The 15,680-nt window shown below is 66.2% G+C and carries 12 protein-coding genes and 1 tRNA gene; 2 read left to right on the top strand and 11 right to left on the bottom strand.

The window, feature by feature from the left end; translation table 11 throughout:
• Positions 1-104: 104 nt before the first annotated feature.
• The 3 genes from QO259_RS12400 to speB all read right to left on the bottom strand — a co-directional run bounded on the left by QO259_RS12400 (position 105) and on the right by speB (position 4,134).
• A complete protein-coding gene (locus QO259_RS12400; protein WP_285950193.1) occupies positions 105-1,694 on the bottom strand; it encodes a 5-guanidino-2-oxopentanoate decarboxylase in 1,590 nt (529 codons plus the stop codon).
• A complete protein-coding gene (locus QO259_RS12395; RefSeq protein WP_285950192.1) occupies positions 1,691-3,094 on the bottom strand; it encodes a sodium:solute symporter family protein in 1,404 nt (467 codons plus the stop codon). Before QO259_RS12395 ends, QO259_RS12400 begins: the two co-directional genes overlap by 4 nt.
• 71 nt (positions 3,095-3,165) lie before the next feature.
• On the bottom strand, positions 3,166-4,134 hold the full coding sequence (gene speB, locus QO259_RS12390; protein ID WP_285950191.1) for an agmatinase: 969 nt from the start codon (positions 4,132-4,134) through the stop codon (positions 3,166-3,168).
• A 177-nt stretch (positions 4,135-4,311) separates the two neighbouring features.
• Here speB and QO259_RS12385 point away from each other — a divergent pair, with 177 nt between their 5' ends.
• Positions 4,312-5,739 carry a sigma-54 interaction domain-containing protein gene (locus tag QO259_RS12385; protein ID WP_285950190.1) on the top strand — a complete coding sequence of 476 codons (1,428 nt, stop codon included), beginning with the start codon at positions 4,312-4,314 and terminating at the stop codon, positions 5,737-5,739.
• Here the strand turns inward: QO259_RS12385 and QO259_RS12380 are convergent.
• The 6 genes from QO259_RS12380 to queA form a co-directional block, all read right to left on the bottom strand.
• Complete coding sequence (locus QO259_RS12380; RefSeq protein WP_285950189.1) at positions 5,724-6,857, bottom strand: AI-2E family transporter; 1,134 nt, start codon at positions 6,855-6,857, stop codon at positions 5,724-5,726. The two genes, QO259_RS12385 and QO259_RS12380, sit on opposite strands and share 16 nt — an antisense overlap.
• 192 nt (positions 6,858-7,049) lie before the next feature.
• Complete coding sequence (secF, locus tag QO259_RS12375; protein WP_285950188.1) at positions 7,050-7,961, bottom strand: protein translocase subunit SecF; 912 nt, start codon at positions 7,959-7,961, stop codon at positions 7,050-7,052.
• A 12-nt stretch (positions 7,962-7,973) separates the two neighbouring features.
• On the bottom strand, positions 7,974-9,821 hold the full coding sequence (gene secD / locus QO259_RS12370) for a protein translocase subunit SecD (RefSeq protein ID WP_285950187.1): 1,848 nt from the start codon (positions 9,819-9,821) through the stop codon (positions 7,974-7,976).
• A 104-nt stretch (positions 9,822-9,925) separates the two neighbouring features.
• On the bottom strand, positions 9,926-10,258 hold the full coding sequence (yajC, locus tag QO259_RS12365) for a preprotein translocase subunit YajC (RefSeq protein ID WP_035475913.1): 333 nt from the start codon (positions 10,256-10,258) through the stop codon (positions 9,926-9,928).
• A 114-nt stretch (positions 10,259-10,372) separates the two neighbouring features.
• Positions 10,373-11,491, bottom strand: coding sequence for a tRNA guanosine(34) transglycosylase Tgt (gene tgt, locus QO259_RS12360; protein WP_035475916.1), 1,119 nt, complete (start codon positions 11,489-11,491; stop codon positions 10,373-10,375).
• A gap of 204 nt (positions 11,492-11,695) precedes the next feature.
• Entirely contained in the window at positions 11,696-12,730 is a 1,035-nt protein-coding gene (gene queA, locus QO259_RS12355) for a tRNA preQ1(34) S-adenosylmethionine ribosyltransferase-isomerase QueA (RefSeq protein WP_285950186.1), read from the bottom strand.
• Positions 12,731-12,918: 188 nt separating this feature from the next.
• On the opposite strand from queA, the gene QO259_RS12350 reads away from it, so the two are divergent.
• A tRNA-Leu gene (locus tag QO259_RS12350) sits at positions 12,919-13,005 on the top strand.
• Between the two features lie 32 nt (positions 13,006-13,037).
• Here the strand turns inward: QO259_RS12350 and QO259_RS12345 are convergent.
• Positions 13,038-14,069: a phage integrase gene (locus tag QO259_RS12345; RefSeq protein ID WP_285950185.1), complete on the bottom strand. Its 1,032-nt coding sequence runs from the start codon at positions 14,067-14,069 to the stop codon at positions 13,038-13,040.
• Positions 14,069-15,364, bottom strand: a complete 1,296-nt coding sequence (locus tag QO259_RS12340; RefSeq protein WP_285950184.1) for a phage replication initiation factor — start codon at positions 15,362-15,364, stop codon at positions 14,069-14,071. Before QO259_RS12340 ends, QO259_RS12345 begins: the two co-directional genes overlap by 1 nt.
• Positions 15,365-15,680: the final 316 nt, after the last annotated feature.

Genomic DNA, 15,680 nt, shown 5'->3' with positions numbered 1-15,680 from the left:
CCTCGGTCGTTGTCTTTGTCTTTGTCTTTGTCTTTGTCTTCGTGTCGTTGGGGCTTGCCTGTATGCCTTACCTGTCTTGCTCGTATGTCCGGCGCGCTCCGGCCTCAGCCGCAGGCCGCCGCCCAGGCCGTGGCATCGATCTCGATCAGCCGTGGTCCCGTGCAGGGTGCGGCCAGGGCCTCTGCCAGTGCCGCCGGGCTCGACACGCGCTCGGATTCGCAGCCGAAGGCCTTAGCCAGCGGCACGAACGCCGGCGCCGCCGGGTCGACCCCGAGTGGCGCGATACCGGCATGGGTCATGGCCTGGCGGATCTCCGCGTAGCCGGCGTTGTGCCACAGCAGCAGGGTGAGCGGCAGCGCCAGCTCCACCGCGGTGGCCAGTTCGGCGAGGCTGAACATCACGCCGCCGTCGCCGACCAGTGCCACCACCGGGCGCTGAGGGCAGGCCAGCGCCGCGCCGATGGCTGCCGGCAGGCCGTAGCCGAGCGTGCCGTAGCCGGTGGAGGCGTTGAACCAGCAGCGCGGCGCGTCGCGCTGGGCCAGATGGTTGCCGGCGTAGACCGGTGCGGTGGAGTCGCCGACCAGCACGGCGTCGCGGCGGTGGCGGTCCAGGGCGTCGAACAGCGGTACGAAAGGGGCGAAATCAGCCCGGGTGGCCAGCGCCAGTGACGCCTTGAGCTCAGCCACGCGCGCGGCCGCGTCGTGCGAACCCGATGCCAGCCGGGGCAGCAGCGCGCGCATCGCCGCCCCGGCCTCGGCCACGATACCCAGCGCCGGCAGATGGTTGCCGCACAGCTGGCGCGGGTCGATATCGATGCGGATCAAGCGCTCGGGGAGCCTGAAGCCGCCATCGAAGGTGACGTCGTAGTCGGTCTCGCCCAGCTCGGTGCCGATCGCCAGCACCACGTCGGCCTCTGCAACCAGCGCGCGCACCTCGGGCCAGGTGGCATTGGCGCCGAGATCGAGCGGGTGCGAGCGCCCCAGCACGCCACGGGCGTTGATGGTGGTCAGGGTGGGCGCATCCAGGCGCTCGGCCAGCTCGCGTGCCGCCGCCGGGTCGGCGATCGCCCCGCCGCCCAGCAGCAGCAGCGGGCGCCGGGCGGCGTCGAGCCACGCCGCTGCCTGATCGAGTGCCGCCGTCGCGGCCTGCGGCGGGTGGCAGCGCCCCGACACTGGCAGTTCGGCGTCCAGCGGGGCGTCGAGCAGGTCGCGCGGTATCTCGATGTGCACCGGCCCCGGCCGCGCGGTGTGCAGCAGCGTCCAGGCCCGCGCCAGCACCCGTGGCAGGTTGGCCGGGTCGAGCAGGGTATGGCTGAACAGGCTGACCCCGCTCAGGGTCTGCTGCTGCGACGGCAGCTCGTGCAGCCGGCCTTCGCCCATGCCCAGCTCGGCGCGCCGGTTGACGCTGGAGATCACCAGCATGGGCACGCTGTCGGCGAGCGCCTGACCCATCGCCGTGGCGATATTGGTCATCCCCGGGCCGGTGATGATGAAGCAGGCCGCCGGGCGCCCGCTGGCGCGGGCGTAGCCGTCGGCCATGAAGCCCGCACCCTGCTCGTGGCGTGGGGTGACATGGCGCAGCCGGCTGCCCTCGAGCCCGCGATAGAGCTCGATGGTGTGGACACCCGGAATGCCGAAGACGGTATCGATGCCGAGCGCTTCCAGCGCCCGCACCAGCCAGCGTGCCACGCTCATGCGTGCGGCTCCGGCTGTGCCTCGGTGGCCACGGGACGGCTGTGATCCGGACGCAGCAGGCTGACCACGACGAAGCTCACCAGGCTCGCCACCAGGCCGGCGTAGATCGGCGAGTTGGCCAGCAGGCCATCCTTGAGCATGAACGCCACCACCCCCAGCGAGCCGGCGGCCATCGCCGCGATGGCGCCGCCGTTGGAGGCTCGGCGCCAGTAGAGCGCGCCCAGGATCGGTACCAGCATGCCGCCGACCAGCAGGTTGTAGGCGATGGTCAGGGCGCCGATCACGTCATCCACCATTAGCGCGATGACGATGGTGACCAGTCCCATCAGCAGCGTCCACAGGCGGTAGCTCGAGACCCGCTCGCTCTGCCGGCCGCCGCGCAGCGCCGGCAGCAGATCGCGGGTCATCAGGGTCGAGGCGGCCAGCATGCCGGCGCTGGCGGTGGACATCATCGCGGCCATGGCGGCGGCGATGATCAGCCCGCGCAGGCCGTCCGGCAGCGCCAGCTGGGCGACCGCGGCGAAGGCGTTGTTGGCATCGGCGAGATCGGGCAGCAGCACGCTGGCGGCCACGCCGACCAGCGCCCCGATGGCGCCATAGATCAGGCAGTAGATCCCCGCGGCGGTGCCGGCGAAACGGGCCACCCGGGTCGAGCGCGCGGTGAACACCCGCTGCCAGATGTCCTGGCCGATCAGAATGCCCAGGAAGTAGATGACGAAGTAGGTGACGATGGTCGACCAGCCGATCCCGGTGAGCGAGAAGTGCCCCGGCGCGGCGCTGGCGACCAGCGTGTCCCAGCCGCCGGCATAGTGCACCGTCAGCGGCAGCATCAGGCCGAGCATGCCCACGGTCATGATCACGAACTGGACGATGTCGGTGAGTGTCAGCGACCACATGCCGCCGAGGGTGGAGTAGACCACCACAATGGTGCCGCCGATCACCACCCCGACCCAGGAGGGCAGCGCGAACAGCACCGTCACCAGGGTGCCGATGGCGATGGTCGAGGTGACCGCGATCATCAGATCGTAGGCGAGCATCACCGCTGAGCTGACGGTCTTGGCCGCCGGCGTGTAGCGGCGTTCCAGCAGTTGGGTAATGGTGTAGAGCTTGAGCTTGGCCAGCGGCTTGGCCAGCACCAGGCTGAGCACGATCAGCCCCAGGCCCAGGGCGCCGCACAGCCACAGCCCGGAGAGACCGTAGACGTAGCCCAGCTTGACCGTGCCCACGGTGGAGGCGCCGCCGAGCACCACCGCCGAGAGCGTGCCCAGATAGAGTCCCGGGCCCAGGCGCCGGCCCGCCACCAGGTAGTCGTCGCTGCTGCGGGCGCGTTTCATGCCCCAGCAGCCGAGAAGCAGCATGCCCGCCGCGTAGAGCGCGACGACGAGAAGATCCAGCATCATGAGGTGTCATCCTGCCGCCGTGCCGGCGGCGATTGTTGTTGTGAATCCAGACGTGAACGGCCGGCGCGGCGTCAGCGGCGCTTCACGCCGGGCAGCACACAGAGCATCTCGAACAGCAGATTGGCGGCGACCACCGCGGTCTGGCCGTGGGCATCGTAGGGCGGCGAGACCTCGACCAGATCGCAGCCGACCAGATCCAGGCCGTGGCAGCCGCGGATGATCTCCAGCGCCTGGGGAATGGTCAGCCCGCCGATCTCGACCGTGCCGGTGCCCGGGGCGTAGGCGGGGTCGAGGCTGTCGATGTCGAAGCTCAGATAGACCGGCCCGCCGCCGACCTTTTCGCGAATCTCCGCCATCAGCGGTGTCAGGCTTTGGTGCCAGCACGCCTCCGCCGGCACCACCCTGAAGCCTTGGTCGCGGCCCCAGTCGAACTCGTCGGCGGCGTAGCCGGTGCCGCGCAGACCGATCTGCGCCACTCGGTTCGTATCCAGCAGCCCCTCTTCCACGGCGCGGCGGAAGGGGGTGCCGTGGGCGATCTGCTCGCCGAACATCTGGTCGTTGATGTCGGCATGGGCATCGACATGGATCAGCCCCACCGGCCCGTGCTTGGCGGCCATGGCGCGCAGGATCGGCAGGGCGATGGTGTGATCGCCGCCCAGGGTCAGCGGGATGACGTCGTGGCCGAGCATCTCGTGGTAGAAGCGCTCGATGATGCCGACGCTCTTCTTGAGATCGAAGGTATTGATCGGGACGTCGCCGATATCCGCCACCTGCAGGCTCTCGAAGGGCGCGGCGCGGGTCGCCATGTTGAACGGCCGCAGCATGCGCGATTCGTCACGGATCTGGCGTGGCCCGAAGCGGGTGCCGGGGCGGTTGGAGGTGCCGATATCCAGCGGGATACCGATGAAGCAGGCGTCGAGCCCGGCGGCGCTGTGCTGGGTCGGCAGGCGCATCATGGTCGCCGGGCCGCCGAAGCGGGGCATCTCGTTACCGCCCAGCGGCTGGTTGAGCGGGGTGCGATCCTCGGGCTGGTGGGACATACCGTCTCCTGGATTGTGATTGTCTAAGGGTCACTGATCACCACGCATAAAGCGTGCCAACCGTAACTGGTTGATTTTGGGCGGTCGCTAGCGAGGCGTGATGCGTTTTTGTATCGATGGCTTGCAGCTTTTGATTCAAATACGTATCAATGATGCAAAATCGAATCGGAGACGACGATGACCGAGGCCCAAGCGGACCTTGCCACCCTGAAGGCGATGGTCGAGACCGCCCAGGATCATTTGTTCGTGGTCGATGCCGAGGGACGCATCCTCGATGTCAGCCCCGGCGCCGCGACGGTCTACGGCATGCCGCGGGAGACGCTGTGCGCGACCACCGTGCAGGCGCTGCAGGCCAGCGGCGTGCTCTCGCCCTCGGTGTCGCTGGAAGTGATCCGCAGCGGCCAGCCGGCGCAGCTGATGCAGCGCACCGGCACCGGCCGCCAGGTGATCGCCGAGGCGCATCCGGTGTATGTCGGCGGACGCCTGGTGCGGGTGATCAGTCGCTCGCGGGATCTCACCGATCTGCGCCTGCTGCAGGACGAGTACGCGCTGCTGCAGCAGCGCTTCACCGAGCATCTCAAGCGCCATCACGAGGCGCCGGGAGAGCTTCCGGGCGAGGCCGGCGAGCTGGTGGTCAAGAGCCGCGTGATGCGTGAGATCACCCAGCTGCTCAAGCGCAGCGCGCCGACCGACGCCACGGTGCTGATGCTGGGGGAATCGGGGGTGGGCAAGACCGCCTTTGCGCGTCAGCTGCACCGCTGGAGCCGCCGCCGCGACGGCGCCTTCGTCGACGTCAACTGCGCGGCGATCCCCGAGTCGCTGTTCGAGTCGGAGATGTTCGGCTACCAGCCCGGCGCCTTCAGCGGGGCGGCGCGGCAGGGGAAGGCGGGGCTGCTGGAGCAGGCGCACAATGGCACCCTGTTCCTCGACGAGATCGGCGAGCTGCCGCTGACCATGCAGTCCAAGCTGCTCAAGGTGATCCAGGATGGCTCGCTCACCCGGCTCGGCGATACCCGCTCGCGGCGGGTCGACTTCCGCCTGGTGGTGGCGACCAATCGCGACCTGGCGCGGCAGGTGGAGGAGGGCGCCTTCCGGCTCGATCTCTACTATCGGCTCAACGTCATCCCGGTGACGCTGCCGCCGCTGCGCGAGCGCCGCGAAGAGATTCGCGGGCTGGCGGAGCGCCATCTGGAGCGGCTCAACCGCCGCTACGGCGATGACAAGATGCTCCACCCGCGGGCCTGGGCCGAGCTGATGAGCGCCGAGTGGCCGGGCAACGTACGCGAGCTGGAGAACTGGCTGGAGCGCGCCTGGCTGGCGGCGGAGAGCAGTGTGATCGGCGGCCCGGCGGGTAGCGAGCCGGGCACCGCCGGGGTGCCGCCGTCGTGGCATCCGACGGACCCGGCGGACGCCGCGCTACTGGCCGAGGGCGAGGGGTTGAAAGCGGCGCTGGCGGCCCACGAGCGGCGTATCCTGGCCCAGCTCGCCGAGACCCACGGCTCTACCTATGCGCTGGCCGAGCGCCTGGGTATCAGCCAGCCCAGCGTGGTGCGCAAGCTGAAGCGCTACGCCATCGCCCTGGGGCGCGATCAGTCCGGCCGCTGACCGGTATAGCGGGCGATCAGCCGCGGATTGCCGTAGCCCCAGCGCTCCGCCTCGCTGGGGGCGTCCGGGGCCTCGTCGTCGTGCAGCCACTCGCGCCAGCTGGCAACCAGCAGAGCCATCAGTACCGGCCCCACGAACAGCCCCACCAGCCCCATGGTCTTCACCCCGCCGACCAGCCCGAAGAAGGTGGGCAGGAAGGGCAGCTTGATCGGCCCGCCGACCAGCCGTGGGCGCAGCGTCTTGTCGACGATGAACAGCTCGATCGCCCCCCACAGGAACAGCCCGATGCCGTTGGGCAGATGCCCGGTGGCGATCAGATAGAGCGACACCAGGGTGAAGGTGAGCGGGGCGCCGCCGGGGACCAGCGCCATGAAGGCGGTGATTACGCCGAGGACCACCGGTGACTGCACCCCGGCGATCCAGTAGGCGGTGCCCAGCACCAACCCCTCGCCGAGGGCGATCAGGCCCATGCCGACCACGGTGGAGCTGATGGTCGCCGGTACCACCCGCGAGAAGCGCTGCCAGCGCGCCGGCAGGATGCGCTCGCCGACGATATCCAACTGGCGCGCCATGCCCACCCCGTCGCGGTAGAGAAAGAACAGTGTGATCAGCATGAACAGCAGGGTGAGGGCGAGATGCACCGCATTGCTGCCGAGCGCCAGCACCCAGCGCGAGATATTGCCGATGTGCTCGCCACCCACCAACTGAAGATAGGACTCCAGCGCATGTGGTTCGGCCAGGTAGGTCTGCCACTGCTCGCGCACCCAGCTACCGACTCCGGGTAACTGGGCGGCCCAGGCCGGCACCGGAATGCCGTGCTGGTTGGCGGCCAGCAGCCAGCCGATCCAGCCCTTGAGCTCCTGGAAGGCGTAGGTGCAGGCCATCACGATGGGGATCACCAGACACAGGATGATCAGCACCAGGGCGATGCTCGCGGCCAGGGTGCGGCGCTGGCCGCAGTGCGCCAGCAGCCAGCGGTAGAGCGGCCAGCTGGCGACGCAGATGATCAGCGCGGCGAGCACCGGAATCAGGAAGTCGATGAAGAAGTAGACGCCGGCGATCATCACCAGCACCAGCAGCCAGCGGGCGACGCTGGAATCGGCAAAGATAGGAGCCATGGATCTCCCTGATGGCAAGCGTGGAGGGCGACTCATCATACCCCAGCTCGGCGCGCCGGCGTCGAGTTCCGAGCGCCCTGGCGCGGTCTCAGGAGCGTCGCAGTGGAATGAGGCCGCCGGGGGCGGGAAGGCAGCCACGAAAAAGGCCTCTCCGGGGAGAGGCCTTGGGTCAAGCAGCGGTCACGGCGCGGCTCAGGGCAGCTCTTCTTCGCCTTCGACGTTCTCCTTCTTCGCCGGGATCAGATCCTGGCGCTCGAGCTTGAACACCAGCAGCAGCGCTGCGGCGACATAGACCGAAGAGAAGGTACCGGCGACGATTCCCAGAATCAGCGAGATCGAGAAGTTGTGGATCATGTCACCGCCGAGGAAGAACAGCGCAAACAGCACCAGCAAGGTGGTGCCCGAGGTCGCCAGGGTACGGGACAGGGTCTGGTTGATCGCTTCGTTGAAGATCTGCGCCATGTCGTCGCTGCGCGAGAGCCGGATGTTCTCGCGGATACGGTCGTAGACGATGATGGTGTCGTTCAGCGAGTAGCCGATGACCGCCATGATCCCGGCCAGCACGGTGAGGTCGAACTCCCACTGGAACAGCGCGAACAGCCCCAGCACGATCACCACGTCGTGGGCCAGCGAGATCAGCGCGCACAGGGCGAACTTGTACTGGAAGCGGAAGGCGACGTAGACCGCGACACCGGCCATGGCCACCAGCATGCCCAGACCGCTCTGGTCACGCAGCTGGTCGCCGACCTGGGCGCCGACGAACTCGGCCCGGACCAGCTCGATCGAAGCGCCGTTGGCGTCGAGCGCGGCGACCACCTGATTGCCGACATCGTTGTTGAAGGTCTGCTGCAGGCGCACCAGCACTTCGTTGGCGGCGCCGAAGGTCTGCACCTGGAAGTTCTCGAAGCCGTGGCTGGCGAGCAGGGCGCGCACATCGTCGAGCGACGGCGTGGCGGCGTAGTGCAGCTCGACCACGGTGCCGCCGGTGAAGTCCAGACCCAGATTGAGGTTGAGCAGCACGAGCGCACCGACCGAGACGATCGTGAGGACGATCGAGACGATGAAGGCGATGCGGCGTTTGCCCATGAAATCGAATTGGCGCATGGCTCGCGTCTCCTAGATCCAGAGTTTCTTCAACGGCTTGCCGCCGATGGAGAGATTGACGAGGGCACGCGACACCATGATGCCGGTGAACATCGAGGTCAGGATGCCGATCGACAGCGTCACCGCGAAGCCCTTGACCGGGCCGGTGCCGATGGAGAAAAGCACCACCGCCACCAGCAGCGTGGTCAGGTTGGCGTCGACGATCGAGGTGAAGGCGCGCCCGTAGCCGGCGTGAATCGCCTGCTGTGCCGGCGTCTTGCGTCTGAGTTCCTCACGTATGCGCTCGTAGATCAGGACGTTGGCATCCACCGCCATGCCCAGGGTGAGCACGATACCGGCGATGCCGGGCAGCGTGAGGGTGGCATTGAGCAGTGACATGATCGCGATCAGCAGGGTGAGGTTGACCGCCAGGGCGACGTTGGCGATGACGCCGAACGCCTTGTAGCGGATCAGCATGAACGCCACCACCAGCAGCCCGCCGACGATCACCGAGAAGATCCCGCGCTCGATGTTCTGTGCGCCCAGGCTTGGCCCGATGGTGCTCTCCTGCACGAAGTAGATCGGCGCGGCGAGCGAGCCGGAACGCAGCAGCAGGGCCAGCTCACGCGCTTCGGTCGGGGAGTCCAGACCGGTGATGCGGAAGCGGTTGCTCAGCGCGCTCTGGATGGTCGCTAGGCTGATGATGCTGCGCTCGGTGGAGGGGATGTGCTCCACCACCGGCTTGCCGTCCTTCATCACCGTGCGCGTGTCGGTCTTGTGCTCGATATAGAGCACCGCCATGCTGCGGCCGATGTTGGTGCGGGTGGCCTGGTTCATCAGCGAACCGCCGGTGCCATCCAGGTTGATGTTGACCTGGGGGCGGCCGTTCTGGTCGAAGCCCTGGCTGGCGCTGGAGACGCGGTCACCGGTGATGATCACGTCACGCGACAGGGTCGCGGTGCGCTGCGGGTTGTTGCGGAACGGGAAGGTCTCGGTCTCGGAGGCCGGCGCATCTGGGCGCGCCTCGAGGCGGAATTCCAGGTTGGCGGTGGCACCGACGATACGCTTGGCCTCGGCGGTGTCCTGCACCCCCGGCAGCTCGACCACGATACGGTTGGGGCCCTGACGCTGGACCAGCGGCTCGGAGACGCCCAGCTCGTTGACGCGGTTGCGGATCGTGGTCAGGTTCTGCTCGACGGCGTAGTCCTGAATGTCCTTGATCGACTGCTCGGTGAGCGACATGTCGAGGAAGGCGCGGCGGCCCTCTTCGCGGCTCTGCAGCTGGAACTCGCGGAAACTCTGCCGGATCTGGTCGCGAGCGGCGTTGCGATCCTCGACGTTGGCGAACTCGAGATGCAGGGCGTTGCCGTCGATCTCGGTGCCGCGGTAGCGGATGTGCTGGTCGCGCAGGTCGGCGCGGATGGCGCTGGCGGTGGCTTCCAGGCGCTGCTTGACCGCGGCCTGCATGTCCACTTCGAGCAGGAAGTGCACGCCGCCGCGCAGGTCGAGGCCGAGTTTCATCGGGGTCGCGCCCAGGCTGGTCAGCCACTCGGGGGTGGAGTCGGCCAGGTTGAGCGCCACGGTGTAGTTGTCGTCGAGCGCCTTGTCGATCGCGTCGCGCGCGGGTAACTGCTGTTCGGCGTTGTCGAGACGAATGAGGGCGGTCGAGTTGCCGGTCATGCTGGCCGACTTGACCGCGATGCCGTCGTCGGCGAGAACTTGGGTCACACGCTCGAGCTGCTGGCTGTCCAGGGTGCCATTGGTCGTGCTGATCTGAACGGCGGGGTCCTGCGGATAAAGATTGGGTAACGCGTAGATGACACCGACGACGAAGACGATGAGTATCAGCAGATACTTCCACAGGGGGTAACGATTGAGCATGGAAGCCCTGTCCTTTCATTCAATGACGATCGGGGGGATCGTCGTGCGAAGACTGTCGCGGAAATGAGGCGGGCCACCGGCGACGATGCCGGTGGCCCGAAGGATTACAGCGACTTCAGGGTACCCTTGGGCAGCACGGAGGCCACGGCGTTCTTCTGCACGTTGACCACGGTGCCTTCGGCGATTTCCATGCTGATGAAGTCGTCGGTCACCTCGGTGATGCGGCCCATCAGCCCGCCGCCGATGACGATTTCGTCACCTTTGGAGAGGTTGGAGATCAACTGCTTGTGCTGCTTGGCACGCTTGGACTGCGGGCGCCACAGCAGGAAATAGAAGATCAGCACGAAGCCGACCAGCATGATGATCTGGGCAATGCCACCACCGCCAGGTGCGGCTGCATCCTGGGCGTGGGCCGCAGGGATGAAAAAGTCCAGCATGGATGGTTCTCCGAAGTTGCGCGATGGAAGTCGCGAGAGTTGCGATGTGAACGGGTGATACGTTACGAGACTTATCCGGCCCGCCGGCGTCGCCACCGGCCAGCGCGTCTCTTGTCAGTCGACCCCGGGCGGTACGGGAAGCCCCCGCCGCCGATAGAATTGTGCTACGAAGTCGGCCAATGTACCCGCTTCGATAGCCCCGCGCAAACCGGCCATCAGGCGCTGGTAGTAGCGCAGATTGTGGATGGTGTTGAGCATCGAGCCGAGCATTTCGCCGCACCGATCGAGGTGGTGTAGATAGCCGCGCGAGAAGTGCTGGCAGGTATAGCAGTCGCAGTCCGATTCCAGCGGCCGGGTGTCGTGGCGGTGGGTGGCGTTACGAATCTTGACCGTGCCCTCGGCGGTGAACAGGTGGCCGTTGCGCGCGTTGCGGGTCGGCATCACGCAGTCGAACATGTCGACCCCGCGGCGCACGCCCTCGACCAGATCCTCCGGCTTGCCCACGCCCATCAGATAGCGCGGCTGCTCTTCCGGCATCCACTGGGGTAGATAGTCGAGCACGCCGATCATCTCCTCCTTGGGCTCGCCCACCGAGAGACCGCCGATCGCCAGGCCATCGAAGCCGATCTCGAGCAGCCCTTCCAGCGAGCGCTTGCGCAGCTCCGGGTACATGCCGCCCTGGACGATGCCGAACAGCGCCGAGGGCGAGTCGCCGTGGGCCTCGCGCGAGCGCTTGGCCCAGCGCAGCGAGAGCTCCATCGACTTCTGCGCTTCCTGCTCGGTGGCGGGGTAGGGGGTGCACTCGTCGAAGATCATCACGATGTCCGAGCCCAGCGAGCGCTGGACCGCCATCGACTCCTCCGGCCCCATGAACACCTTGGCGCCATCCACCGGTGAGCGGAAGTGCACGCCCTGCTCGGTGATCTTGCGCATGGCACCCAGCGAGAAGACCTGGAAGCCGCCGGAGTCGGTGAGGATCGGCCCCTGCCACTGGGAGAAGTCGTGCAGGTCGCCGTGGGCCTCGATCACCTCGGTGCCCGGGCGCAGCCACAGATGAAAGGTATTGCCGAGGATGATCTCGGCGCCGATCGCCTCGACGTCACGCGGGGTCATCCCCTTGACCGTGCCGTAGGTCCCCACCGGCATGAAGGCGGGGGTCTCCACCGTGCCGCGGGGGAAGGTCAGGCGGCCACGCCGGGCGCGGCCATCCTGACCCAGGCGTTCGAACTTCATGAAGCACTCTTGTCGCATAGGATTCTCTGTCTCTCGGCGCGTCGGCAATCGCACGCCACGCTCGGGCCCCTTAGGGCCGCTGGATGTCTTTCTTGCTATTTCTCTACGCTCGGCGACCTGGCCATCTCGTTAGCGCTCGGCGAGCCAGCGATCGGCTCTCTATTGCTCAGGTCGCCGGCACTTGCGCGATACGTGCCCGGGCGATCACGCGTCGCGGCGGGTGAGGAACATGGCATCGCCATAGCTGAAGAAGCGGTACTCCTCTTCCACCGCAGCGGCATAGGCGCGCATCACGCTTTCATAGCCGGCAAAGGCGGAGACCAGCATCAATAGCGTCGACTCCGGCAGGTGGAAGTTGGTGACCAGGGCATCCACGCAGCGCCAGCGATAGCCGGGATAGATGAAGATATCGGTCTCGCCGCGGTGGGGCGCCAGGCGACCATCTTCCTGGCTGGCACTCTCCAGGCAGCGCACGCTGGTGGTGCCGATGGCGACGACCCGCTTGCCCGCCTCCCGCGCGCGATTGACGCTGGCGCAGACCTGCTCGTCCACCTCCAGCCACTCGCTGTGCATATGGTGCTCGCGGATATCGTCGACGCGCACCGGCTGAAAGGTACCCGCGCCTACGTGCAGGGTGACGAAGGCGATCTCGACCCCCTTGGCCCGCAGCGCCGCCATCATCGCCTCGTCGAAGTGCAGGCCGGCGGTGGGCGCGGCGACCGCGCCCTCGCGGCGGGCGTAGACGGTCTGGTAACGCTCACGGTCGGCGAGTTCATCCTCGCGGGTGATATAGGGCGGCAGCGGCATATGGCCGTGCTGTTCGAGCAGCGCGATCAGCGGCGTCTCGCCGAGGAAGCGCAGCTCGAACAGTGCATCCTGCCGGCCTTCCACCACGGCGTGAATGCCGCCCTCGAAGATCAGCTCGGTGCCCGGCTTGGGCGACTTGCTGGCGCGCAGATGGGCCAGGCCGCGATGGGCATCCAGCGGGCGCTCCAGCAGCATCTCCACCTTGCCGCCGCTCGCCTTCTGGCCGAACAGGCGGGCCGGGATCACCCGCGTGTCGTTGAACACCACCACGTCGCCGGGTTCGAGATGCCCGAGCAGATCGGGGAAGCGTTCATGCGCCAGCGCCCCGGAAGGGCCATCGACGCATAGCAGGCGGCAATCGGTGCGCTGCTCGGAAGGGTAGCGAGCGATCAACTCGTCGGGGAGATCGAAATGGAAGTCGGCGCGCTGCATGGCACTCATGAATCGGCGAAAAGGGATGACGTGACCGCAGCCTGGCGCGGCCACTCGAGGCGAGCCGCTGCCGCGGCATCGAAGGCCGCCGGGCGACCCAAGCGAGGGCGCCATGATAAAGCAGGCGGGGAGCGAAGTCAGCGCAGCGATTGACGCAAAGGCCGGGGTCCGTATAATGCCACTCCGCTGCCGGCGTGGCGGAATTGGTAGACGCAGCGGATTCAAAATCCGCCGCTGGAAACAGTGTGTCGGTTCGAGTCCGACCGCCGGCACCATGTGAAATCAAGCATTTAGCGTTCCCTTCCTCTCAGCTTGATTCTTCCCTTTTTTGGCACGTGTCCACTTTTTGTCCATACACCTTGGGCGCATATTTGATGGCGTCCGTCAGGTGATCGGGCGACAGGTGCGCGTAGCGCATCGTCATCGTAATGGTCTGGTGCCCCAGTATCTTTTGCAGCGTTAATACGTCCCCGCCATTCATCATGAAATGGCTGGCAAAGGTGTGGCGTAACACGTGCGTTCTCTGCCCCTTGGGGAGCTGAATTCCCGCCTCCTTGATCGCATCCGAAAACGGGTTATAGCCCGTGGTCGGGAAGAGTCTACCGATGCGCCGACCGTGCGCGACCAGCGTCTGATAAAGCTCCTGAGGCAGCGGGATGGTGCGGTTACGACCGTTCTTGGTGCCGGTGAAGGTGACACGACCGTCGCGGAGGTTTTCGGCGCGCAGGTATTGGGCTTCCGACCAGCGGGCACCGGTGGCGAGGCAGAGCCGGGTGATCAGGGCGGCATCCTTGTTGGTGCGGCCGTCCAGGATCGCGAGTAGGTCGTGTATCTGCGACTCGGTGAGGTAGCTCAACTCGGTTTCGTCGACCCTGATCGGCTGGATGCCGGCAAACGGGTTGGGGAGGTGCCACTGGCCGAGCTTGGCCACGCGATTGAACACGGCCCGTAGATGCGCCTGATCGTGGTTGGCTGTGGTCGGGGTGATGCCTTCCGCGAGTCGTAGCTGGCGAAACTGGGCGGCGTGCATCGGCGTGATGGTGCGTGCCAGTGGGTTACCCATCTTGCTGGCGAGTGCCAGAAGCTGATGATAGCGACGCTTACCGTCCTTCAGCGAGACGCCGTGGAAGTCGTACCACATCTGGATGAGATCAGAGAGACGGCGGTTGTCACGCTTGGTGGGCGTGTAGCGGCTGCCATCGGCGACCTGGGCCAGTATCTTGCCTTCGAAGCGTCTGGCTTCGGCCTGCGTCTTGAACGTCCGGCGTACCCGCTTGCCGTCGGCCCCGTTGGGGCGGATGTCGACCTTCCAGCCTTTCTCGGTCTTGCTGATCGCCATCAAGCCGCCTTCCCGAGTAACCGCCGCTCAACCAGCCGTTGTTCGATGAGCTGGCGTAGCTGTCCCGCATCCAATCCCCGTCGGCGGTAGTAGTTGGCGATGTCGTCCCAGGCCCCGCAGCGGGAGAGCCCTTGCATGGCTTGCTGGATGGTGAAGCCCTGGCGTGCGTAGAGGGAGATGAGGTTACCCACGACCAGGGCGACGTTCTTTTCGTTGCCGAGTCCCGGGGCCTTGCGCGCTCGCTTGTAGAACAGGTGGGGTTCGTGATCGTAGAAGCGGGCATCTTCCTGCAGGAGCTGCCATGTGCTGTCGATCAGGTCTCGCGAGTGGTCGAGCCGATACTTGCCCATGGAGGTGCGCCAGAGGCCGGTGAGGTGGGGCACGGTGTCGGTGAAGCGCTTGAAGCCGTGGGCCATGTCGAGGCATTCACCGGTGTCGACGTTGCAGGGGGTGCCCTGGGCGAACTCACGCAGCACCGACTGGTGAAAGCGCATCTCGATTCGCCATACGTCCCGCTCAGGGTCGTAGTCGGAGGCCATGGGGTCATCGCTGGCCGACTGCTGCCAGATGCTTTCCCAGAAGTGGATTTTGTCGCGGTAGTGGGCCTCTTTGGTCTTGTTGTAGAGGCAGCACTGTAGCGCGCCCGCGGTGCCGAACATGAAGGTTTCGGCGTTGCCGTAGGAGGTGGCGATGTGGCCGTGGTTGAAGCTGAACTCGTCGATGCCGTTGATGCGCGTGACTTTCTTGGAGCGGGTGATGAAGCGTTCGAGGAAGTCGGCGGGGGGCTGCCAGCCTTGGACGTCTAGCGCGAGGTGCACGGCACAGCCCATGGGCTCGACATAGGCGAGGAGCTGCTTGGCGATGCCATCCATGTAGGCTTGCACGTCGGCGGTGCTGTGCTCGTGGATGAAGTGCGGGGAGAGCTCGATCTTGAGGTGAGTGCCGATGTCTTCGGCCTTCACGTGCCTGGCGTAGAACAGGACGATGACGCCCAGGTCGTTGTTCTGCAGGCGGTAGCGAAAGCCGCTTTGGGTGTTGCCCGCGCCGACGCTCCAGGTGGTGCCGAACAGGTCCATGGTGGCGCCCCGGCCTTCGCGGTAGACCTCGATGATTTGATCGAACAGGGCCATGCAGGGCTTGCCCGCGTAGAGCTGGCGCACGGTGTCGACGCCGGCGTGCAGGAGCTTGATGTTGCCGTGGTTGCGCTGGCCCTTGGGACTGATGAACAAACGCCCCTTCTCGTCCTGCGTGCCTTTGGCGAGCGATGCCAGCGAATAGCGTTCCCAAGTCTTCATTGTCGAATACTCCAAAACTGTCCGTAGTGAGCCGGTATGGTCAGATCGATAGTCGGTTAGCGAGACGTGTTACAGGGAGGGTCTCGCCCAATGCATGCCCCGATATTGGCGTGTGTTTTCTTGTAAGTCATTGTTGTAAATAAAGAAATGCCGGATTGGGCAAGTGACTTTCCAGAACGAGACACAGTGATACGCAGTGACGTTTTTGAATTTTTGAGCGTGGAGAATCAGGCAAGTGGGCAAACGGCTGTCGACTACCGTTGCCCGACGACAGATTCGTCTACCCCCACTCACTAGTCGTCGGTCCCCGGCAGTC

The organism is Salinicola sp. JS01, assembly GCF_030284585.1.
Taxonomy (GTDB): Bacteria; Pseudomonadota; Gammaproteobacteria; order Pseudomonadales; family Halomonadaceae; genus Salinicola.
Note: the sequence above shows the minus strand (reverse complement) of the source record. Positions and strands in the feature narration are given on the sequence as shown.